Origin of the sequence: Brevundimonas sp. TWP2-3-4b2 (genome assembly GCF_049897345.1) — a bacterium.
GTDB lineage: Bacteria > Pseudomonadota > Alphaproteobacteria > Caulobacterales > Caulobacteraceae > Brevundimonas.
Genome location: NZ_JAFCWB010000004.1, coordinates 55,500 through 76,909 on the forward strand (window position 1 = coordinate 55,500; position 21,410 = coordinate 76,909).

18 protein-coding genes, 1 tRNA gene and 1 pseudogene are annotated in these 21,410 nt (G+C 66.6%); 13 read left to right on the forward strand and 7 right to left on the reverse strand.

Annotation, left to right across the window (positions count from 1 at the left end; translation table 11 throughout):
- Window positions 1-15: 15 nt before the first annotated feature.
- The 5 genes and pseudogenes from ACP7AS_RS10570 to ACP7AS_RS10590 all read left to right on the forward strand — a co-directional run.
- Entirely contained in the window at window positions 16-1,011 is a 996-nt protein-coding gene (locus ACP7AS_RS10570; protein ID WP_426028838.1) for a 3-oxoacyl-[acyl-carrier-protein] synthase III C-terminal domain-containing protein, read from the forward strand.
- On the forward strand, window positions 1,008-1,997 hold the full coding sequence (locus ACP7AS_RS10575) for an NAD-dependent epimerase/dehydratase family protein (protein WP_426028839.1): 990 nt from the start codon (window positions 1,008-1,010) through the stop codon (window positions 1,995-1,997). The genes ACP7AS_RS10570 and ACP7AS_RS10575 overlap by 4 nt, the downstream gene beginning before the upstream one ends.
- On the forward strand, window positions 1,994-2,836 hold the full coding sequence (locus tag ACP7AS_RS10580; protein ID WP_426028840.1) for an MBL fold metallo-hydrolase: 843 nt from the start codon (window positions 1,994-1,996) through the stop codon (window positions 2,834-2,836). The genes ACP7AS_RS10575 and ACP7AS_RS10580 overlap by 4 nt, the downstream gene beginning before the upstream one ends.
- A gap of 103 nt (window positions 2,837-2,939) precedes the next feature.
- The gene (locus ACP7AS_RS10585; protein ID WP_426028841.1) at window positions 2,940-4,079 is read left to right on the forward strand and encodes a cell division protein FtsA; all 1,140 of its coding nucleotides are present in this window, start codon (window positions 2,940-2,942) and stop codon (window positions 4,077-4,079) included.
- A 103-nt stretch (window positions 4,080-4,182) separates the two neighbouring features.
- Window positions 4,183-4,500: pseudogene (locus ACP7AS_RS10590) on the forward strand (tRNA (adenosine(37)-N6)-dimethylallyltransferase MiaA); the annotation flags it as partial.
- Between the two features lie 9 nt (window positions 4,501-4,509).
- Here ACP7AS_RS10590 and ACP7AS_RS10595 read toward each other — a convergent pair.
- Window positions 4,510-4,944, reverse strand: a complete 435-nt coding sequence (locus ACP7AS_RS10595) for a hypothetical protein (protein ID WP_426028842.1) — start codon at window positions 4,942-4,944, stop codon at window positions 4,510-4,512.
- A gap of 336 nt (window positions 4,945-5,280) precedes the next feature.
- Here ACP7AS_RS10595 and ACP7AS_RS10600 point away from each other — a divergent pair, with 336 nt between their 5' ends.
- The gene (locus ACP7AS_RS10600; protein ID WP_426028843.1) at window positions 5,281-6,300 is read left to right on the forward strand and encodes a PAS domain S-box protein; all 1,020 of its coding nucleotides are present in this window, start codon (window positions 5,281-5,283) and stop codon (window positions 6,298-6,300) included.
- A gap of 97 nt (window positions 6,301-6,397) precedes the next feature.
- Here the strand turns inward: ACP7AS_RS10600 and ACP7AS_RS10605 are convergent, their stop codons facing one another.
- From ACP7AS_RS10605 to ACP7AS_RS10615, 3 genes are all read right to left on the reverse strand, one after another.
- Window positions 6,398-7,309: a TraB/GumN family protein gene (locus tag ACP7AS_RS10605; RefSeq protein ID WP_426028844.1), complete on the reverse strand. Its 912-nt coding sequence runs from the start codon at window positions 7,307-7,309 to the stop codon at window positions 6,398-6,400.
- Window positions 7,310-7,392: 83 nt separating this feature from the next.
- The gene (locus tag ACP7AS_RS10610; RefSeq protein ID WP_426028845.1) at window positions 7,393-7,812 is read right to left on the reverse strand and encodes a hypothetical protein; all 420 of its coding nucleotides are present in this window, start codon (window positions 7,810-7,812) and stop codon (window positions 7,393-7,395) included.
- Window positions 7,805-8,110 carry an autorepressor SdpR family transcription factor gene (locus tag ACP7AS_RS10615; protein ID WP_426028846.1) on the reverse strand — a complete coding sequence of 102 codons (306 nt, stop codon included), beginning with the start codon at window positions 8,108-8,110 and terminating at the stop codon, window positions 7,805-7,807. Before ACP7AS_RS10615 ends, ACP7AS_RS10610 begins: the two co-directional genes overlap by 8 nt.
- A 384-nt stretch (window positions 8,111-8,494) precedes the next feature.
- Between ACP7AS_RS10615 and ACP7AS_RS10620 the strand changes: the two genes are divergently transcribed.
- Both ACP7AS_RS10620 and ACP7AS_RS10625 read left to right on the forward strand, forming a co-directional pair.
- Window positions 8,495-10,303, forward strand: coding sequence for an ATP-binding protein (locus tag ACP7AS_RS10620; RefSeq protein WP_426028847.1), 1,809 nt, complete (start codon window positions 8,495-8,497; stop codon window positions 10,301-10,303).
- Between the two features lie 16 nt (window positions 10,304-10,319).
- Window positions 10,320-11,036 carry an IS6 family transposase gene (locus ACP7AS_RS10625; protein WP_426028848.1) on the forward strand — a complete coding sequence of 239 codons (717 nt, stop codon included), beginning with the start codon at window positions 10,320-10,322 and terminating at the stop codon, window positions 11,034-11,036.
- A gap of 684 nt (window positions 11,037-11,720) precedes the next feature.
- Here the strand turns inward: ACP7AS_RS10625 and ACP7AS_RS10630 are convergent.
- Window positions 11,721-12,260 carry a TrbG/VirB9 family P-type conjugative transfer protein gene (locus tag ACP7AS_RS10630; RefSeq protein WP_426028849.1) on the reverse strand — a complete coding sequence of 180 codons (540 nt, stop codon included), beginning with the start codon at window positions 12,258-12,260 and terminating at the stop codon, window positions 11,721-11,723.
- 353 nt (window positions 12,261-12,613) lie between these two features.
- Here ACP7AS_RS10630 and ACP7AS_RS10635 point away from each other — a divergent pair, with 353 nt between their 5' ends.
- The 5 genes from ACP7AS_RS10635 to ACP7AS_RS10655 all read left to right on the forward strand — a co-directional run bounded on the left by ACP7AS_RS10635 (window position 12,614) and on the right by ACP7AS_RS10655 (window position 19,128).
- Window positions 12,614-16,246: a hydantoinase B/oxoprolinase family protein gene (locus tag ACP7AS_RS10635; protein ID WP_426028850.1), complete on the forward strand. Its 3,633-nt coding sequence runs from the start codon at window positions 12,614-12,616 to the stop codon at window positions 16,244-16,246.
- A 42-nt stretch (window positions 16,247-16,288) separates the two neighbouring features.
- Complete coding sequence (locus ACP7AS_RS10640) at window positions 16,289-17,017, forward strand: DUF969 domain-containing protein (protein ID WP_426028851.1); 729 nt, start codon at window positions 16,289-16,291, stop codon at window positions 17,015-17,017.
- Window positions 17,014-17,979, forward strand: a complete 966-nt coding sequence (locus ACP7AS_RS10645; protein WP_426028852.1) for a DUF979 domain-containing protein — start codon at window positions 17,014-17,016, stop codon at window positions 17,977-17,979. Before ACP7AS_RS10640 ends, ACP7AS_RS10645 begins: the two co-directional genes overlap by 4 nt.
- Before the next feature lies 1 nt (window position 17,980).
- Window positions 17,981-18,988 carry a DUF2891 domain-containing protein gene (locus ACP7AS_RS10650; RefSeq protein ID WP_426028853.1) on the forward strand — a complete coding sequence of 336 codons (1,008 nt, stop codon included), beginning with the start codon at window positions 17,981-17,983 and terminating at the stop codon, window positions 18,986-18,988.
- A 64-nt stretch (window positions 18,989-19,052) separates the two neighbouring features.
- Window positions 19,053-19,128: transfer RNA gene (locus ACP7AS_RS10655), tRNA-Thr, on the forward strand.
- A gap of 10 nt (window positions 19,129-19,138) precedes the next feature.
- Here the strand turns inward: ACP7AS_RS10655 and feoB are convergent.
- Both feoB and ACP7AS_RS10665 read right to left on the reverse strand, forming a co-directional pair.
- A complete protein-coding gene (feoB, locus tag ACP7AS_RS10660) occupies window positions 19,139-21,010 on the reverse strand; it encodes a ferrous iron transporter B (protein WP_426028854.1) in 1,872 nt (623 codons plus the stop codon).
- Window positions 21,010-21,318: a FeoA family protein gene (locus ACP7AS_RS10665; protein ID WP_426028855.1), complete on the reverse strand. Its 309-nt coding sequence runs from the start codon at window positions 21,316-21,318 to the stop codon at window positions 21,010-21,012. Before ACP7AS_RS10665 ends, feoB begins: the two co-directional genes overlap by 1 nt.
- Between the last annotated feature and the right edge of the window lie 92 nt (window positions 21,319-21,410).

The window sequence follows — 21,410 nt, forward strand, 5'->3', positions numbered from 1 at the left end:
GACTAACGTGACACCATGACACCGATGATCCTGGCCGGCCTCGGGGCCTATGCCCCGCGTGAACGCCGGTCGTCCGAGGCGCTGGATGCCGTCTTTGGCCAGGCTGTGGGTTGGACCGAAGCCCAGTTCGGCATCGCCGCCCGCGGCGTCGCCGCCCCCGACGAGACCACCTCCATGATGGGGGCCGAGGCCGCAAGACGCGCCTTGGCGATGGCAGGCTGGGAGACGGGCAATATCGATGTCCTGATCGGTGCCTGCGGGGTGATGGAACAGCCCATCCCCGGTGCGTCAGTGCTGATCCAGGACGCGCTGGGTCTCGGCCAATCCGGCATTTGGGCCTTTGACGTCAACCAGACCTGCCTTTCATTCGTGACTGCGCTCGACGTCGCCGCCATGGAGTTCGCCACCGGCCGGTTCCGCCGCGCCCTGATCGTGTCCAGCGACATCCCCTCCTGCGGACTGGACTGGGACACGCCAGCCTCTGCCGCCATCTTCGGTGACGGCGCGGCGGCCGTGTGCGTCGAGGCGGGTGACGACCCCAATGGCCCGGGTCTGCTGGCCCGCGGTTTCGAGACTTATGGCGCGGGCAAGGACCTCGCATCGGTCCGCTCCGGCGGAACCCGCGTCCGCCTGGACGATGGATTGGAGGCGTTTTCCTATGGTGCCCGCTTCAGGATGGATCCGTTCGGTATCTTCAAGGCCGCTTCGAAGACCCTGCCCGCCCTGATCGACCGCGTTCTGGGTGAGGCGGGTCTTACCCGCGAGAGCGTCGATGTCATCGTCGGCCACCAAGCCAGCCGGCCCGCGCTCGAACACGCCCGCCGGCTCATGGGCGGCAATCCGGATCGGGTGATCGACATATTCGCCACCCGGGGCAACCAGATCGCAGCCTCCCTTCCGACGGTGCTGGTCGAGGCCCATGCGACGGGACGGCTGGGTCCCGGCAAGACCGTCCTGCTTCTGGGCACCGCGGCGGGCATCAGCCTCGCTGCCATGGTGCTGAGGACGTGAGCCGGCACGCGCTGGTCACCGGTGCGACCGGCGGCCTCGGGCTGACCCTGACACAGGCATTGCTGGACGAGGGCTACGACGTCCGCGCCGCCGGACGCAGTCCGGGCGCCATCGCCCGGCTGCGCGCGATGGGTGCCGAGACCCTGTCGGGGGACCTGTTCGAACTCGGTCCGAACAGGCTGTGCAGCGACATAGACGTGGTTTTCCACGCCGCCGCCCTGTCCAGCCCATGGGGCCCCGACGCCGATTTTGAGCGCGCCAATGTGGACCTGACTCGCGACCTGCTCGAGGCTGCACGGCGACGGGGCGTCGGATCGTTCGTCTTCGTCTCCTCGCCCTCGGTCTATGCCCGCTGGGCCGATCAGACCGGACTGACCGAGGAAACTCCCTGGCCCAAGCGTCCTCTGAACGCCTATTCGCGCACCAAGGGCGAGGCCGAACGGCTCGTCGTCGCGGCGGACGCGCCCGGCTTCCGCACCGTTTCCATCCGCCCCCGCGCGATTATCGGACCCGATGACGCGGTGCTGCTGCCGCGCATCCTGCGGCTGGTGAAGCGGGGGCGGTTCCCGCTGTTCCGCGGCGGGCGTGCGCTGGTCGAGATGACCGATGTCCGCGATGCGGCCCGCGCGATCCGGCTGGCCGACGTCCACCGAGAGGCGGCCGGCGGGCAGGCGATCAACATCACCGGCGGGCGGGCGCTGCCGGTCCGCGATCTCGTCGGTCGGCTGGGACAGGCGCTCGGCGTCGAGGTTCGCATCGCCTCCATCCCGCTCGTCCTGGGGCAGGCGCTGTCGGTCGGGGCCGATGCCCTGTGCCGCATCCTGCCGGGAAGGCCCGAACCCGTGCTGACGCCCTACACCCTGTCCACCCTGGCATGGACACAGACCTTTGACCTGGACAAGGCGCGACGGCTTCTCGGCTATGAACCGGCGCATGACGCGGTCGAAACGGCGTTGACTGTCGCGCCCGGGCTGGCGGCGTCGTGAAACGCTGCCGCGTCCATATCCTGCGCGCCGGGTCCTGTTCGCATCCCGCCGTCATGACCCGCCGCGACGCCGGTTTCGCCCCTGCCGTCTTCCCGGCCTTGGCCGCTCTAATCGTCCATCCGGATGAGGGGCCGGTGCTGTTCGACACCGGCTATGATCCTGCCTTCTTCGCCGCCACCGAGCCGTTTCCCGAACGCCTCTACCGTTGGACCACCCCGGTCCGTTTCGAGCCCGGCGACGCAGTCGCCGACCAGTTGCCCGCCTTCGGCTTCACGCCGGACGACATCGGCGCCGTCATCGTCTCCCACTTCCATGGCGACCACATCGCGGGCCTGACCCGCTTTCCCCGGGCCCGCATCTTCTGCGCCCGCTCCGGGCTGGCGCAGGTCCAGCGCAAGGGCCGGGTCTCCCGCGTCCGCCATGGCGTGCTGGCCGCCCTCGCCCCGGCCGACATCAACGCTCGCGCGGTCTTTTTCGAGGACAGGCCGCAGGTTGCGCTTGGCCCGGAGATGGCCCCGTTCGAGACGGGCGCGGACCTGCTCGGAGACGGCTCCCTGCTGGCGGTCCAGTTGCCCGGCCACTGCCCCGGACACTGGGGTCTGCTGGTGCGCCAGACCGACGACCGCACCCGGTTCCTGATCGCCGACGCCGCCTGGTCCAGCGGCGCTGTGCGGGACGACGTGCCTCCGCCGCGCCTGACCACCGCACTGCTGGGAGAGACCGGCCCCTACCGCGGGACGCTGAACGCACTGCATCGGCTTTGGGCGCGTAATCCCGAAGTCATCCTCACACCCTCCCACTGCGGTGAGGTCGCGACCGAGACCAGCCGTGCAGACTGAACGGCTCGCGGTCCTGAGGGCCTGGCTCGCGGCCCGCAGGAGCGGCTGGAGCCTGCGCACCCGGGCGGACGTCGAGAGACGGCAGGGCCGCTTATGGCGCGCCATGACCCCCGTCATCGCCCGCACACCGGCGATCAGCGACCTCGCTGGCCGCCCGCTGGCCGACTTTTCGATCCTGTCGCCCGATGCACTGCGAGAGGCCTTCGACGGCTGGAACACACTCGGCCTGACACGGCCCGCGACCGAGGCCGCCGCCCTTGCGGCAGAGACCGGCGGATCAGGCGAGGTCCGACCGGGGATCGTCGCCGGCTTCTCCACCGGCTCCTCGGGACGACGCGGCCTGTTCGTGACCAGCGCGGCGGAACGCGCCGGCTGGATCGGCCATATCCTCGCCCGTCTGCTCCCTGTCGACGCCCTGTTGCGCCCCACCCGTATCGCCCTCTGTTTGCGGGCCGACAACCGGCTCTATGGCGATGTCGGAGTGGCAGGGCTTTTCCGCTTCCTGTTCGTCGGCCTTGAGGTTCCCGCGCCGGAGCGGTTTGAGCGACTGCGGGCCTTCGCCCCCGACGTCCTGATCGCCCCACCCCAGGTTCTGGCGGATCTCGCCCGACGCACGGACCGGCCGTGGCCGCTGCGCCGCCTGTTCTACGGTGCCGAACCGATGGGCGAGGCCGAGCGCGGCTGGATCGGCCGGGCCCTCGGTGCCCGCCCCGACCCCATCTATCAGGCGACAGAGGGCTTCCTCGGCGCGGCCTGCCGTTTGGGGATACTGCACCTCAACGAGGACGTCCTGATCATCGAGCGTGAGGCCGTGCCGGGGACCACGCGCTTCCTGCCGATCGTCACCGACCTGCGCCGCACCACCCAGCCGATGATCCGCGTCCGTCTGCCCGACCTGCTGGAGCCCCTGTCCGCGCCCTGCCCTTGCGGCTCGCCGCTCGCCGCCGTGCATCCGGTCGAGGGGCGGCTGGAGGACCTGTGGCGCTGGCCGGGAAGCGTGATCTGTCCGCGCGAGGTCGAGTCAGCCGTCAGCGCCACTCTCGGTCCTGAGCCCGACTGGCGAGCGGTTGCCTCGCCGCTGGGAGTCACGGTCGAAGCCGATCCGGACCGAATCCAAACGGCGAGGACGGCCGTCGAAGCCCTGCTGGCAACGGAAAACCTCTATCTTCCGGTGATCTGCGTCGGACCGCCTCGGCAGGAGGGCGTCAAACGGCGGAGGGTTCGCTCAGGCACCCACCACTAGAACTGCGAAGGCCGAACGCCTGTCGGGTTGGCCGTCCAAAGTCCGCTTTGGGTCGGGATCGGTCCTAAGCATCAGGCCGGAAAACAGACATTGGACAGCCACGCCGCTGCTGGCACCGGGCTCATGGACCGGTCTGGTGATCGAGCCGGAGCGTGCCGCTCTGTACGCCAACTGCGATCTGCGGGCGGCGCAGATGGTCGAGGCCGGGGCGCTGGACGAGGTCCGGGCACCGGTCGCCCGCGATCTGGACCCCGCCCTGCCCGCGATGAAAGCGGTCGGGGTACGGGAGTTCGCCGCCCATCTGGCGGGCGAAACGACGCTGGCGGCCGCCGTCGGGGCGACGCGCCAGGCCACGCGCAACTATGCCAAGCGGCAGCTGACCTGGTTCAGAAACCAGACGGCCAGATGGGCCCGGATCTGACCGCAAACGTCAGTTAGCGATGGCGCAGCCGGTCTTGGTGACCCCGCCGATGACCATGGTCGCAGCGGCCGGATAGACCGTCTCGCTCATGCCGTCCGAACAGGTCGGGTCTGCCGTCAGGGTGACGACAAGCGTATTGTTCAGATTGGTCGTCACCGTATAGGTGGCCGTACCGGTCCCCATCACCGGGCCGGGATTGGGGGCGGTCTGCGCGGGTCCGTCAATGGCGATCAGTTCGATCGTTGTGGGCGTGAAGGTGACGCCCCAGAACGGCTCGTTGCCGCGCGCGATGAACGGCTGGTTCAAATCCAGCGTGCCGACCATGGCCGCGGCCGGCACGGGATCGGGTTCCGGGGCCGGCGCAGGAGCCGGAGCGGGATCGGTACAGGCCCCGAGCATCAACAGCGGCGCGGCGGCCAGGGCGGCGAAGGTCACAAGACGCATCGGAATTCTCCATGACAGGCCTTCAGACAACGCAGTTCGGGTCGGAACGGTCAAGACTGGTGCGCCTAATGCGCGAATAGGGTGTCGCGCGGGGGTGCTGGTTCTTCACCGGTCCTGTGGGCGCATAGGCAGGAAGCAGACGTTCTGAACTTCAGTTATGGGTCGGGATCAGCCCTCACCATCAGGCCGGAAAGCGGACCTTGCTGGACGGGCCAGAAGCGGACGCACTGCATGTCGGCGCGGCGTGAAAGGGGGACGCTGCGCCTCTGTGGACAATCAAATCAGACAACGCGGATAGCTAAGGTGTGGTGAGGTTATCCAGCCGGGGAGGCGGGGATGCCTGACACGTTCGACCTCGCGAGGCCAAAGTCTCAAGCCGCGCTGAATGCGGACATTCTGACGCTGGTCGCAGATGCGATCATCTGTACCGATGAAGAAGGTTGCGTACTGGTCTTCAATCCCGCTGCGGAACAGTTGTTTGGCTATAGTGCAGCGGAGGTGATCGGCCAGCGGGTCGAGATGCTGCTTCCGGAGACTGACCGACTGGTCCACGGCCACCACGTACGCACATTTGCTTTGATGGCGGGTCCCGCGAACCGATTGATGGGCCGTCGCCGTGAAGTCCGGGGCCGGCGCAAGAACGGAGAGGTTTTTCCCTCTGAGGCGATGGTGTCGCGCCGGACGATAGACGGCACGACGATCCTGACCGTCGTGCTCCGTGACGTCACCGAACGAAAGGAGTTGGAATACCTCAGGGAGGCGGTTGGGCGCGAACTCGATCATCGGTTGAAGAACGTACTCTCGGTCGTCATCTCCCTTGTTACGATAAGTGCCGCAGATGCGGGGAGCGTGGAGGAGTTCCAGAAGTCACTTACAGGACGGTTGAATGCACTGGCCGCCACCCAGCACTCCCTGCTGTCTGGCGAGCGGTACAGCACCAGTCTAGGCGAGCTGCTTCTGGCGGAACTGGAGCAATACCAAACTTCGGCTGGAGCGCATGTGGTGATCGAGGGTCCGCCTGTTCGCTTGGGGCCGAAGGCGTCTCAACTTCTGGCGCTGGTCGTCCACGAACTTGCGACAAACGCCGCGAAGTATGGTGCGTTGAGCGATCTCGGTGGATGCCTCACTGTGATGTCTGCCTTCGAAGGCGAAGGAGAGGACGAGGTGCTTGTTATCGATTGGCTGGAAGCAGGAGGACCGCCTGTGAAGCCGCCAATGCGCCAAGGGTTCGGCTCGCGCCTTATCAAAAAGGTGTTTGCGAGGGCTATGCGTGCTGACGTGGTAATGGAGTATCGACCGGAGGGAATGACCTGCCGGATTTCAGTACCCAGGGGGATGCTGGAGTCTGATCCCTAGAAATCAGATGCGCACTTAACTCGCTGGGATCAGGTGTGGATAGCCCTCTCCCCCTAAGTCTGCTTTGGGTCGGGAGCTGACTGTCGCCTGAGGGTGACTAGCGGACATCCGGAACTCTGATTGCTTCAACACCGCTCGACTTCAGGATCTCCGGCACGCCGTCCTGACCAGACAAATGCAGGGCTCCGACAGCGACAAACGACGTGCCACTACTCTCAAGAAGACCTTGGATTTGCCGCGCCCAGCGTTGGTTCCGCTCGACGATCAGGGTCTGGTAAAGCTGTTCACTTTGATCCCTCATTGGCTGAAGGGTTATTGCAGCAACTGCATTCGTATCCCCTACCACCCATGCCTCGGCAAGGCGCTCCAGTTCGACGGGCGCGGCGTCGAAGTCTCTGATCGTGTTGCTGAGGAAGGCGACTTGGCCAGCCTCGGGGAAGCCCGCCAGCATCCGCACCTGGTCCTCCGGTGTCTCGAGCCCAGTGATTGGTTTGCCGGCCGCCTGCGCTTCAGCGCGCAGGATCACGTCCACGCCGGAACCGGCATCATACCCCGCCCGAGACAGCTTGGCCGAAGACAGCACAACCCCGGCCAGCCACGGCCGCATTGCGTCCATTCGCTTGGCGTCCGCACCCATTGCCGCAGCGGCATCTGTAAAACGTCGCAGGTCGTCCGGCCCCAGCAGGGATGAAAGTGGTCGGTCCGGCGAAAGACCAAACTGCTGTATCAGGGGGCCGACCGCCGCCTGGTCTTCCGGGTCGGCGACCTCCAGAACCAGGCGATCCGAAGCCTCCCACGCTCTCTGAACCTCGTCCGTCCGCCAATTCATATTCGCGCGAAGAAAATGGATGGTGCCGAACAGGTAGATCGTGGAGTCCTCGTCCCGGACGACCCAAAGCGCTGGCCCGACCGGCTGTGTCTGCGCCAGCGCCGCCAACGGGCTCGTGGCCAGGCCGAAGCCCATCAGGGCCGCGAGAATATTTCGGCGGCAGTGGTCGAAGCGGATCATGAAGCTGTTCTTTCAAGCATGAGTGGTCGAGCGCGCACGCAGGACGGCGCGTGGATGAAGGCGGTTGTGCGAAAGCAGTGTCGTTAGTGCGGGGCGATCTCGGACGACCCGGCTGGGCCGCTTGTCCTGCAGCGCAGGATCGTCGCGACGGCGAGTGTGAAGCCGAGCGCCATAACTCCAAGCGATAGAGACCAGGCAATGGCTTCGGGTGCGACGATCCAGGTCAGTGCGAACGCCAGCCCGGCGAGCGACATGATCCAGCCTACACGGCGAAGCCCGGACTGCATGCGACGTTCGGCCTCGAAGGAGGTGCGGGGACGCTTGAGCTGTTTGGGAACACTGTTGCCGAAGATAGCGATAACTAATCCCGAGGCGGCCATAAGAGCGCGAGTTGACATGTCGCCATCGAGGATCCCCGCTTTGCTGGCGGTGGACAAAAACCAGGCGGCGCCCAGAATGAGGAAGGCCACTACAGCGGCGCTCAGAAGCCGGTTTCTAGTCATTCGATGAGTCTTTCGTGGCTGAAGTGACTGCGGGATTGAAGCCGAGGCCGACAAGTTGGCTGAATGCGAGCAGCGCGTCCTCCAGGACCGAAAGCTGCAGGCGATAGGTGATGCTTGTGCCCTGCTTGAAGGAATCGATGAGGCCTGCCTCTCGCAAAACGCTGAAATGGGCAGACATGGTCGGCTTGGAGACTTCGAAATTGGCCGAGATTGCGCCAGCCGTCAGGGGCCCTTGGCGGAGAAGCTCAAGGACTTTGCGGCGCGTTGGGTCGGCGAGGGCTTTGAAAACCGCGTTCATGCGATGATATTTAGCTAACTATCGAAACATGTCAAGCGGTGATCTGTTGGCCGGTCGGCCGGGAACCGGCTGCCACCCCGCGACGGACGGCGGACCTGAATGTCCGCAATGGGTCGGGAGCGGTCAAAAGCTTGCAGCCCAAAAGCAGACGCCCTCCCCTCGCCTTTTGCGCATAAGCGGGATTCAGCGAAAGCCAACCGACGGTGATCGACTGCCAGCACCGGAACACCGGCGACGCCGATGCTGTCGGCGGCTTGGGCTGCGCGGCTGAACGGTCGGGCACAGACCGGCTCCGCCAAGCCGGCACTTGGCGGGTCGTCGTCATATCGCAATGAGATTTCAATGATTTGCGCGCGGAGTGGCGGTCGAAGAGAGCGAAGCCCCATGAAATACCATCACCGCCGCCTCGTATGCGTCGCAATGGGTTCAAGAGCACGGCAATGGCGCATGCGTGTCGGGCTGGGGTTCGTCATTGCCACCTTCTTCTTCACTATGACAGGGCTCGGCTTCGCAGTGGCCTGGCTAGCTCTGTACGCCGCCCTCCAGTTCATCGAGCTTCGAGCCTTCCGGGCCGACGACCGAGACCAGAACTGGGTCGCCTCTACGGCCTACTGCTGGGCGGCTATCGGCTACATTGCGCTGAATAACCTCGTCTTCGGGGCCTTCGCCGTCCGCCAAGCCTTCACCACCTACGAACTTGGACTTGTATCGGCGGCCTTGCTCATCGCCGGTGCCATAATAAACGGCGTGATTGTGAGCGCGGGGTCGAGGCATCTGACATGGGCATCAATCGGACCGCAGATTCTCTGTTTTTCGGCGCTTGCGATCGCCACCACGTTGGACGGCGCTTCGGCGTTGCGGTCGGCCCAGGTTGCGGGGGCCAGTCTGCTTTTTGTCATGGCCGCCGTGGCCGCGTCGCACCAACTCGCAAAGACGCTCAGGACCGTCGGCGACGGCAAGCTCGCGGCCGAGAAGGCCAATCGGGCCAAGAGCGAATTTCTCGCCAACATGAGCCACGAGATTCGAACCCCGCTGAACGGAGTCGTCAGCATGGCTCACCTGCTCGCCAGCTCACCGCTGTCCGGTCGCGACCGTGAGATGGTGGACGTCATACGCACCTCTGCGGAAACGTTGACCAGTCTTCTTTCCGATATTCTGGACACCGCGCGGATCGAAGCAGGGGAGGTGGCGCTGGAAGACGGACCCTATCACTTGGGCGACTTGCTCCGTTCCGTCGGCGCCCTCTATCGCCTCAAGACCGAAGAGAAGGGCGTTCGGTTGCTTCTCGACCTGCCTCCGGAGGCCGACCGGGTAGTGGTCGGTGACGCGGGTCGCGTCCGCCAAATCCTGAACAATCTCATTTCCAACGCTGTGAAGTTCACCGCCACAGGACACGTCGCTGTCAGCGCGCGTCTTCTCGACGGAGACCGGATAAGACTGAAGGTTTCCGACAGCGGCATTGGGTTCGACGCGGCCGCGGGCGCGAGCGTCTTCGCCCGTTTCCAGCAGGCTGATGGGTCGATCACACGCCGGTTCGGCGGCACGGGACTGGGGCTGTCTATCAGCCGTGATCTAGCGGGATTGATGGGCGGATCGATGGGATGTTCGAGCACCCCGGGGGTGGGCTCCGAGTTCTGGGCGGACCTTCCGTTCATCCCCGGCGCTACGGCCCCGGCCGGCGGGACTCAAGGTGAGGCCGATATGGACCAAACTGGCGGCCGGACGTTGAGGATCCTCGTCGCCGACGATAACGCGACAAACCTGCGGGTAGTCGCCCTGATACTTGAGCCCCTCGGGGTCGAGGTCACTTTGGTGAACGACGGGCTCGAAGCTCTGTGCGCGTTCCAGGCGGCTCCCTACGACATCGTGCTGATGGACATGCAGATGCCCGTGATGGATGGCCTGACCGCCATTCGGAAAATCCGGATGTTCGAACGGGAGTCGGATCGCGCGCGCACGGGCATCGTCGTCCTGTCCGCAAACGCCATGGCCGAGCATGTGACCGCCGCCTTCGAAGCGGGTGCCGATGACCATGTCGCCAAGCCGATCAGGCCGGCGGAGTTGATAACTTCCATCTCGCGACTAGCCTTGCCTGCGTCGGAAGACCCCGTCGATAGTCTTGAGCGCTCAGAACGCTGTCCCATGCCACGCCCGGGCTCTGTCAGCTCAAATGCACCGCTCGGTAAGGCGTAGCGTTTAGGCGGGCAGAATGGCCCGTCCAAAAAAGACCCACGATCCGTTCCGCTGGTTTGACTCGTCGCCGGAGGTGATCCGGACGGTCGTCATGATGTACGTGAAATTCCCGCTGTCATTGCGGAACGTGGAAGACCTGCTGGCCGAACGCGGTATCGACATCTGCCACGAGACGGTGCGGCTTTGGTGGAACCGGTTCGGTCCGATGTTCGCCGCCGAGATCCGCAGGAAGCGGGTCCAGAAGATGCGGGGCTTCACTCACTGGCGATGGCATCTCGACGAGGTCTACGTGAAGATCAACGGCGAGATGCACTACCTCTGGCGGGCCGTGGATCACGAGGGTGAGGTGCTGGAATCCTTTGCCAGCAAGACCCGGGACAAGCCGGCCGCCCTGAAGTTCATGAAGAAACTGATGAAGCGGCACGGGCCCGCAAAGGCCATCACCACGGATGGGCTGCGCTCTTACAAGGCGGCGATGAAGGAGCTCGGCAACGCTGAAAAGCAGGAGGTTGGCAGGTGGGCCAACAACCGGGCTGAGAACTCACACCAGCCCTTCAGACGACGAGAACGGGCCATGTTGAGGTTCCGGCAGATGAAGACGCTGCAGAAGTTCAGCTCAGTCCACGCCGCCTTCCACAACCACTTCAACCAGGATCGCCACCTCATCAGCAGAGAGACATACAAGGCCCAACGCTCAGCCGCCCTGGCTGAGTGGAAGACGCTCGCCGGATAGGCGTCGCCTCCCCTGCCCTACCTACGCTCAGTGGAGACAAGTTGTCGTTGGACTGACAGCACCGCCCCGGCCGCGTGGAGTCGAGCGCGGTCTCCAGGACCGCGGGGATGAGCGAGCCTTGGGGCACCGTCATCGCCCGGCGGGCCAGCCGGGTCGTGCGGACGGGATCCTGGTCATCCGCCGTCGCGCCCTCGCCCCTTGCGCCCGCAGGGGACGCGGTCGTGTCGACCACGAGGACCGCGCCATTGCCGCCTGCCTGCACCGCAACCTGGGCAGATGCCGGTGTCGGTCCCGGGGACGCGAAGGCCGGTGCCGGATAATTAGGCAATGGGGCCGGCGCAGGGGCCGGCATTCTCGAACTCTGCGCGACGACCGGGACGGGCGACGGCGTCACGATCAAGACCTCGGGCCCTGACGGTAGAGGCGGCGGCGGGGGCGGTTCCGCCGGCAGGTAGAGTGGCGGCAGGGCCGTGGGCATATTCACCCGATCCACGGTCCGGACCTGGGTGGACGGTGCCGTGGCGGCGCGGCGCTGGCCGTCAAGGACGCCGAACAACAGGACCCCGCCGAGGATGACGCCGCCGATCAGCAGCCACGCGGGCGTGGGGCCGCGATGCCGGGCGACGATCGGGCGGATGTCCGCGGTGTTCGTCCCCGGGGCGGGAGAGCTGTGGGGATCGACCGTCACCGGGGAGACCGGGTACTGGAGCGGCTGGCGCGTGCGGTTCGCCCGTCCACCCGGAACACAAGCGTCCGGTGGACCGCATCGATCACATACAGCCCATTGCGCATGTGGCCCTCCACGAGCAGTTCGTCGCCGGTCTCGTCAATGGCGAAGACAGCCGGAATCGCCTGCTGATCGCGCCATTCGATCGATGTGCGCACGCCGTCGTCGCTGACCGCGACCGGACGGACGGTCCGGGCACCGCTCAGGCGGTATCGCCCCACGCTCAGGCGGGCATCGGATTCCGCTCCCGGAATCGCAGACGCCTCGGGGTAGGCGAACCGCACGGTGAAGGGCGTATCGGTGTCCTGAGCGTAGGCCGATGACAGCTCGAAATTATAGACCCGCGCGTCGGTTATGACCGTCATATTGGTCGCGCTGTTCGGCCGGAGCGTCAGCCGGCCGTTGGCGTCATAGCTGTACGACTGGGTGACCTGCGCCAAGCCGGCACTAGGCACGACGAGAGCCACAGCGCCCAAAAAGGCACCTAGTATCTTCATGATTGGACTCCCCCTAGACGCAAAACGTTCCTCTAAAGATTGAGTACGTCAACCCCCGGTGAAGCTTGGTCACAGCTTATCATTGCAAACCTTTGTCTGCATCGGTGACTTGGCGAAGATTCTCTCCAACCCCGTGCCGATTTCCGCCGACGACCGACGCAGCCTTCACTCGGTTGCGCTTAATCGGCATTCTGCGAACGCGCAGCCTCTTGCTCTCGGAGTGGACTCTCCATCTAAGCTCACCAACCCCGCCAAGCGGAGAAAAGCTGTCGGATGACTGCCAGCACCGCCACCGGCCCTGCGCCTGAGACCAGAACACCCCCCTTCCGGGCCCACCCCGACGGAGCAGCCGCATGAGCGTGCCATCGGCGGACGGCTGGCGCTTCTGGATCGACCGCGGCGGCACCTTCACCGACATCGTCGCCCGTGCGCCTGACGGGCGGCTCGAGACCCGCAAGCTGCTGTCGGACAATCCCGAACGCTACGCCGACGCCGCCGTCGAGGGCGTGAGGCTCATTCTGGACGCCGCCCCCGGGCCCCTTCCTGAAGGTCGGGTCGACGCCATCCGCATGGGCACGACCGTGGCGACGAACGCCCTGCTGGAAGGCAAGGGTGAACCGGTCGTGCTGGCCATCACCCGCGGCTTTGGCGACGCCCTGCGCATCGGCTGGCAGAGCCGCCCGGACATCTTCGCCCGCCACATCGTCCTCAACGAACAGCTCTACGACCGGGTCATCGAGATCGGTGAACGCGTCCGCGCCGATGGCACGGTCGAGCAATCACTGGATGAGGCCCGGGCCCGCGCCGACCTGACGGCCGCCCATGCCGCCGGCCTTCGCGCCGTTGCGGTCGTTCTGATGCACGGCTGGCGCTTCACGGCGCACGAGATGCGGCTGGCGGACATCGCCCGCGAGGTCGGCTTCGAACAGGTCTCGGTCAGCCATGAGGTCGGGGCCCTGATCAAACTGATCGGGCGCGGCGACACGACCGTCGCCGACGCCTATCTGTCGCCGATCCTGCGCGCCTATGTCGATCGGGTCGGGGCCGATCTGGGCGAGGCCACGCCGCTGCTGTTCATGCAGTCCAGTGGCGGTCTGACGGCCGCGGGTGCGTTTCGGGGCAAGGACGCCATCCTGTCCGGACCGGCGGGCGGCGTGGTCGGCATGGCCGAGACAGCGCGGGCGGCGGGCTTCGACCGCGTCATCGGCTTCGACATGGGCGGCACCTCGACCGACGTGTCGCATTTCGCCGGCGACTATGAGCGGACCTCGGACGCGGTCGTGGCGGGCGTCCGGCTGCGCGCCCCGATGCTGAGCATTCACACAGTGGCTGCGGGAGGCGGTTCGATCTGTCGCTTCGACGGCTCGCGCCTGCGGGTCGGGCCGGAGTCCGCCGGGGCCGTGCCGGGCCCGGCCGCCTATCGTCGTGGCGGCCCGCTGACGGTGACGGACTGCAATGTCATGCTGGGCAAGCTGCGGCCGGACCAGTTCCCCGCCGTCTTCGGCCCGGACGGGGACCAGCCTCTGGATGCCGGGGCCGTGCGGGACAGGTTCGAGGCCATGGCCGCCGAGGTCAGTCTCGCCACAGGCCGCAAGACGACACCGGAAGCCCTGGCCGAAGGCTTCGTCACCATCGCCGTCCAGAACATGGCCGAGGCAATCAAGTCGGTCTCGATCCAGCGCGGGTATGACGTCACCCGCTATGTGCTGAACTGTTTCGGTGGCGCAGGCGGCCAGCACGCCTGCCTCGTCGCCGACGCGCTGGGGATGACGAGCGTGATGCTTCACCCCTACGCAGGCGTGCTCTCCGCCTGGGGCATGGGCCTCGCCGACGTTCGCGCCATCCGCCAGGCCACCGTGGCCGCACCACTCGTGCCGGATGGCGACGCGGCGCTCACCCTCCGGGCCAATGGGCTTGCCGCCGAAGCATGCGAGCTCCTGAGGGCCCAGGGCTTCGCGGACGGCGTGATCTCGACCCGGGTTCGCGCCGAGATCAAATTCCTCGGCTCGGATACACCGCTGTCCGTACCCTTCGGCCCGGCCGACGGAATGCAGGCGGCGTTCGAGGCGTTGCACCGCCAGCGGTTCGGCTTCTTCGCCGAGGACAAGGCGCTGGTCGTGGAAACGCTCGAGGCGGAAGCCGTGGCAGCATCGGATCAGGCCGCTTCGACGCCGGCCCACCGTGGCGAGGCAGGCATGCCGGCTGCCGTCGCGCGCGTCCCCGTCCGGATGGCGGGTGCTGACCACGACACCCCCGTCTATCGCCGCAACGCCTTCGGTCCCGGGGCCGCGGTCGACGGGCCCGCCGTCATCCTCGAGGACACCGGAACGACCATACTGGAGCCCGGCTGGCGCGCGACCGCCGACGACGCCCTGAACCTGATCCTCGCCCGGGTGACAGCCCTGCCGGCTCGCACCGCCTTGGGCACGGATGCCGACCCGATCATGCTCGAGGTCTTCAACAGCCGCTTCATGGCGGCAGCTGAGCAGATGGGCGAGGCGCTGAGGGCCACGGCCTATTCGGTCAACATCAAGGAGCGGCTGGACTTCTCGTGCGCCGTCTTTGACGCCACCGGTGCCCTGATCGCCAATGCCCCGCACATCCCGGTCCATCTGGGCTCGATGGGCGAGAGCATTCGCACCGTCATCCGCTCGCGCGCTGATGCGGCCGACGGCCGGGGCATGAAGCGCGGTGACGTCTATATGCTGAACGCCCCCTACAACGGCGGCACGCATCTTCCGGACATAACCGTCATCATGCCGGTCTTCCTCGAGACCGACGACGCACCCGCCTTCTTCGTGGCCGCCCGGGGCCATCACGCCGATGTCGGCGGCACGACGCCCGGATCGATGCCACCCTCGTCGAAGACGGTCGAGGACGAGGGCGTCCTGATCGACGACTTCCTGCTGATCGACGCCGGCCGCCTGAGGGATGCCGATACCCGCGCCCTGTTCGCCTCGGGCCGCCATCCGTCGCGTAACGTCGGACAGAATATGGCCGACCTGAAGGCCCAGGTCGCCTCGTGCGCCCGCGGTGCCGACGAACTGACCCGCATGGTCACCGAGTTCGGCCGCCCCGTCGTCACCGCCTATATGGGCCATATCCAGGACAACGCCGAAGAAGCCGTCCGCCGCGCCATTGCCGCCCTCAGGCCCGGCGTCTTCGCCCTGGAAATGGACGACGGGGCGGTCATCAAGGTGCGCATCGAGGTGGACGCAACGGACCGCAGCGCCGTGGTCGACTTCACCGGGACCAGCGACCAGCGCCCGAACAATTTCAACGCCCCCCTTTCGATTACGCGGGCTGCGACCCTGTACGTCTTCCGCACCCTGGTCGACGACGCCATTCCGCTGAACGAGGGTTGTCTGAAGCCGATCTCGCTGATCGTGCCGGAGGGTTCGATGCTGAACCCGCGCTACCCTGCCGCCGTCGTCGCGGGCAATGTCGAGACCAGCCAGGCCGTGGTCGACTGTCTTTACGGGGCGCTCGGCGTTCTCGCCGCCAGCCAGGGGACGATGAACAATTTCACCTTCGGCGACGACACGCGCCAGTATTACGAGACCATTTCCGGTGGCTCGGGGGCGGGGCCGGGGTTCGACGGAGCGTCGGCCGTCCAGACCCATATGACCAACAGCCGCCTGACCGATCCCGAGGTGCTGGAAACCCGTTTCCCCATCCTGCTGGAGGAATTCTCGATCCGGCGCGGCTCGGGCGGAGACGGTGTCCATCGCGGCGGAGACGGCGCGATCCGGCGGGTGCGTTTCCTCGAGCCCCTGACAGCGGCGATCCTGTCCAATCATCGCCGCACGCGGCCCTTCGGCGCGACCGGGGGCGAGGACGGCGCGGCCGGCCTCAACCGCATCGAACGGGCGGACGGAACGGGCGAGACGCTCGGTTCGACGGCCGAGGTCCGGATGGCCCCCGGCGACGTCTTCGTCATCGAGACACCCGGCGGCGGCGGCTTCGGCGCGAAAAAGGCTTCCTGAGCGCGGCGTTCGGCGCAACGATCTGTCCGGGGAGAGAATCCAATGCTTGTGCTTCTTGGGATCGCGGTCGTCGTGCTGGGCTTTATCGCCCGCATCAATCCGCTGCTGGTCATCCTGCTGGCGGCCATCGTCACCGGGGTAGCGGCGGCGGTCGCGCCCGGTGTCGATCTTCCCGCCCTCGGTCAGGCGGCGATCAGGACCCTGGCGGCGTTCGGCAACGCCTTCAACGACAACCGCTATTTCCACATCACCTGGCTGGTCCTGCCGGTGATCGGCCTGCTGGAGCGCGCCGGCCTGCAGGAGCGCGCGCGGATGCTGATCGCGCGGGTCAAGGCGGCGACGGCGGGCCGATTGCTGATCAGCTACCTGCTGGTCCGTCAGGCGACTTCGGCGCTGGGTCTGACGTCGCTGGGCGGCCACCCGCAGATGGTGCGCCCACTGGTGGCCCCGATGGCCGAGGGCGCGGCTGAGGTTCAGGCCGGCGGCACCCTGCCCGATGCGTTGCGGTACCGGATTCGCGCCATGTCGGCCGCGACCGACAATATCGGCCTGTTCTTCGGCGAGGACATCTTCATCGCCATTGGCTCCATCGTCCTGATGGTCGGCTTCCTCGAACAGGCGGGGATCATCGTCGAGCCACTGGAGATCTCGGTCTGGGCCATCCCTACAGCCATCGCGGCCTTCGCGGTCCACGGCGCGCGCCTGCTGCTGTTCGACCGGTCGGTGAAGCGCGCGATCGCGGCGGCCGCCGACGCGGGAGCCGGGAAATGATCACCCTGGATCATGCCTATATTCTGGTGGGTCTGATGTTCGGGGCCTTTGCGGTCCTGACCCTCGGCGACCGGACGCACCCCACGCGCATCCGCAGCGCCGTCTTCTGGGGCCTGATCGCGGCGTCGATGCTGTTCGGCTCGTGGCTGGGTGGCCTCGGCAACGGCATTCTGGTGCTGGCCCTTGTGGCCGTCGGCGGACTGAAGAAGCTGGGCGTCGGCCATCCGCCGACCACGACGCTGGCGGAACGGCGCGAAGGGGCCCTGCGACGTGGCAACGCCCTGTTCATCCCGGCCCTGATCGTGCCCCTGGTCGCGGTCGGCGGCACGCTTGCGGCCAAGCACACCGGGGCCGGTGCCTGGCTGCTGTCCTCGACCCAGACGACGCTGATCGCCCTGGGTCTGGGCTGCGTCATCGCCCTGTTCGCCGCCATGGCATGGCTGAGACCACCGGTCATGGCACCGGTGCAGGAGGGCCGACGGCTGATGGACTCCATCGGCTGGGCCGCCCTGCTGCCCCAGATGCTGGCCTCGCTCGGCGCGGTGTTTCTGGCGTCCGACGTGGGCGGCGTGGTCGGCCAGCTGGTCAGCCAGGCTGTACCGCTGACCTCACCGCTGGTGGCGGTCGTTGTCTATTGCCTCGGCATGGCCCTGTTCACCGTCATCATGGGCAATGCCTTCGCTGCCTTCCCGGTGATGACAGCCGCGATCGGCCTTCCGTTCGTGGTGCTGCAGTTCGGTGGCAATCCAGCGATCGTCTGTGCCATCGGCATGCTGGCCGGCTTCTGCGGCACGCTGATGACGCCCATGGCCGCCAACTTCAACGTCGTGCCCGCCAATCTGCTGGAGCTGCCCGACCGCGACGCGGCCCTGAACGGCGTGATCCGCGCCCAGTTGCCCACGGCCCTGATCCTGTTGGGGATCAACATCGCGTTGATGTACGCGCTGGCTTTCAGGTTCTGAGATGACGCACCGCCTCGACGCCGCGACCGCCTCCCGCTTCGCCTCGGCGGCGCTGGGCCACGTCGTCCGCGAATATCCGAACAAGATGGACCACGTCCTGAGCGAGCCGGGCGACGTTCAAGGACCGCGGGCGCTGCACCCCATCTTCTTCGGCAGCTTCGACTGGCATTCGTGCGTCCATGGCTGGTGGACGCTGTTCACCCTGCTGCGGCTGTTTCCCGACATGCCCGAGGCCGGGCGGATCAGGGCGCTGGCCGATGAGGTCTTCACGCCGGAGAACGTCGCCATCGAGACCGCCTATCTGGACCGCCCCGGCAGTCGGGGCTTTGAACGTCCCTACGGCTGGGCCTGGCTGCTGATGCTGGCGGCAGAGCTGGAACGGCATCAGGATGCGCGGGCCGACGTCCTGCGGCCCCTGGCGCTCGCCTTCGCCCGACGGTTCACGGACTTCCTCCCTCTGGCGGACTACCCCGTCCGCGTCGGCACCCACTACAACACCGCCTTCGCGCTCAGGCTGACCCTGGACCATGCCGAGGGTGCCGGTGACGCCACCCTGATCGCGCTGTGCCGTGACCGCGCCCTGAAGTGGCATTCCGCCGACCGCGACTGTCAGGCGTGGGAGCCATCGCAGGACGAATTCCTGTCGCCGGCCCTGATGGAAGCCGGGCTGATGCGGCGGGTGATGCAGCCTGATGCTTTCGCTGATTGGTTCGCCACCTTCCTGCCCGGACTGGATCGGCGCGAACCGGCGAACCTGTTCCAGCCGGTGGGGGTCAGCGATCGCTCTGACGGCAAGATCGCCCACCTCGACGGCCTCAACCTGAGCCGGGCCTGGTGCTGGCGCGAGATCGCGTCCTCGCTGGACACAGGCGACCCGCGACGCCCGATCGTGCTCGAAGCCGCACAGATGCACCTCGACGCCGCCCTGCCCCACGTCACCGGCGACTATATGGGCGAGCACTGGCTGGCCAGTTTCGCCCTTCTGGCCCTGCTTGCGGTGGATGACTGAGGCATTGACCAGCCTTGACGTCCCGGATGCCGCGCAAGCATAAGGGCCGCCCGTCGAGGCGGCGGCCGGCTTAGCTCAGTTGGTAGAGCGCCAGTTTTGTAAACTGGATGTCGCGGGTTCGATTCCTGCAGCCGGCACCATCGCCTCCGGTCAGCCGCCGCCCAGGGCCACCGCGATCCGGTAGACGACGAAGGCCGCCAGATAGGCCAGGCCGAACATGTAGGCGACCATCACCCACATCCATTTCCATGAGTTCAGCTCGCGCTTGACCACACCCAGGGTCGCCACGCACTGCGGCGCGAAGACGTACCAGGCCAGGAAGGCCAGGCCCGTGGCCAGCGACCATTGCGCTGCCAGGGTGGCACCCAGCAGGCTGGCGGTGCTCTCCGGGTCGGCCACGGCGTAGACGGTGCCGAGGGCGGCCACGGCGACCTCGCGCGCGGCCATGCCGGGGATCAGGGCGATGACCATCTGCCAGTTGAAACCAATGGGGGCGAAAACCGGCTCCAGCGCATGGCCCAGCATGCCGGCGAAGCTGTAGTCGATCGCGGGCAGGGTCGCCCCTTCCGGCGGATAGGGGAAGGTCGCCAGGGCCCAGACCACGATCATCAACGGCAGGATGATCCGCCCCGCCCGCTCAAGGAAGATCCGGGCCCGGACCCACAGATTGAACAAGACGCTCTTCATGTCGGGTGTCTTGTAGGACGGCAGTTCCATCATGAAGGGTTCGACCGCCCCTCTCCAGAACACCTTGCGGATCAAGAAGGACACGGCCAGTGCGCTGATGATGCCGGAGGCGTAGAGGCCGAACATCACCAGCCCTTGCAGGCTTGCGAAGCCCCAGACCTGCTGGTTCGGAATGAAGGCAGCGATGATCAGGGTGTAGACCGGTATGCGCGCCGAACAGGTCATCAGTGGCGCGACCATGATGGTGGTCAGGCGGTCCCGCTTGCTGTCGATGACCCGCGCCGCCATCACGCCGGGAATGGCGCAGGCAAAACTGCTGAGCAGGGGAATGAAGGCGCGGCCATGCAGACCCGCCCCGCCCATGATCCTGTCCATCAGGAAGGCTGCCCGGGCCATATAGCCGAAGTCTTCCAGCAGGATGATGAACAGGAACAGGATCAGGATCTGCGGCAGGAAGACCAGGACGCTGCCGACGCCGGAGATCAGGCCGTCGACGATCAGGCTCTGCCAGATGCCGTCGGGCATGATCGCCGCAACGGCGACACCCAGTGCCCCCAGCAGACCCTCGATCCCGTCCATCAGGGGTGCTGCCCAGGCGAAGACGGCCTGGAACATCACGAACAGCAGGGTCAGCAGGATCACCAGCCCGCCGACCGGATGGAGCAATATGGAATCGATCTTGCCCGTCAGGGTGTCGGGCCGCTCGGGTGCCCGGACGCAGGCCTTCATGATCCGCTCGGCCTCGCGGGCGGCACCCCGCAGCGCGTCGGCATCGGGAGCGGCCCAAGAACTGGCCGCGATCGGCAGGGCCGCATCCGAGGTGGCCGCGACCGCCGCGATCAGTTCGTCGATGCCGCGTTTGCGGGTGGCCACGGTCGGGACGATCGGGACGCCCAGCTCAGCCCCCAGACGCTCCAGATCGATTCGCAAGCCCTGACGCTGGGCGATGTCATACATGTTCAGCGCCAGCACCATCGGGCGACCGACGGCCTTCAACTCCAGCACCAGACGCATGATCAGGCGCAGGTTGGTGGCGTCGGCGACGCAGACGATTACGTCGGGCGGTGCTTCTCCGGCCAGCCGGCCCAAGACGGCATCGCGCGTGACTTCCTCGTCGGGGCTGCGGGCCCGCAGGGAATAGGTGCCGGGCAGATCCAGAACGGACAGGGTTCGACCGTCAGCCGCGCGGATCAGGCCCTCCTTCCGCTCGACGGTCACGCCGGCGTAGTTGGCGACCTTCTGATGGGCACCGGTCAGGGCGTTGAACAGTGCTGTCTTGCCGCTGTTCGGATTGCCGACGAGCGCGACACGCGCGCTCCGTACCGCCATGTCCATCAGGCGGCGGCCTCTTCCGGCGCGAAACGGGTTACAGGCGATGCGACGGGTTCGAACCGGACGGTCAGGCTGGCGGCCTCATGCCGACGCAGGGCCACGCGCATGTCATCCACCTTCATCGCGATGGGGTCGCGACCGAACAGGCCTTCATGCAGCACCTCGACGCGGGCTCCCTCGACGAAGCCCAGCTCCAGCAGCCGCCGCTCCAGCTCGAGAGCATGCTCATCCGCCGTTCCGCGACCGCCGACCTGGACGATCACACCGCGGTCGCCTCGTCTGGCCTGGCTGAGTTTGAGGGTATCGGACATCACGCTCGCAACCGCCGGCGCACCATGCCTGCGCCTGTTGACACTGATTATCAGGTGCGACTGGCCTTCGTCCAGTCCGACGTGATGCCGCA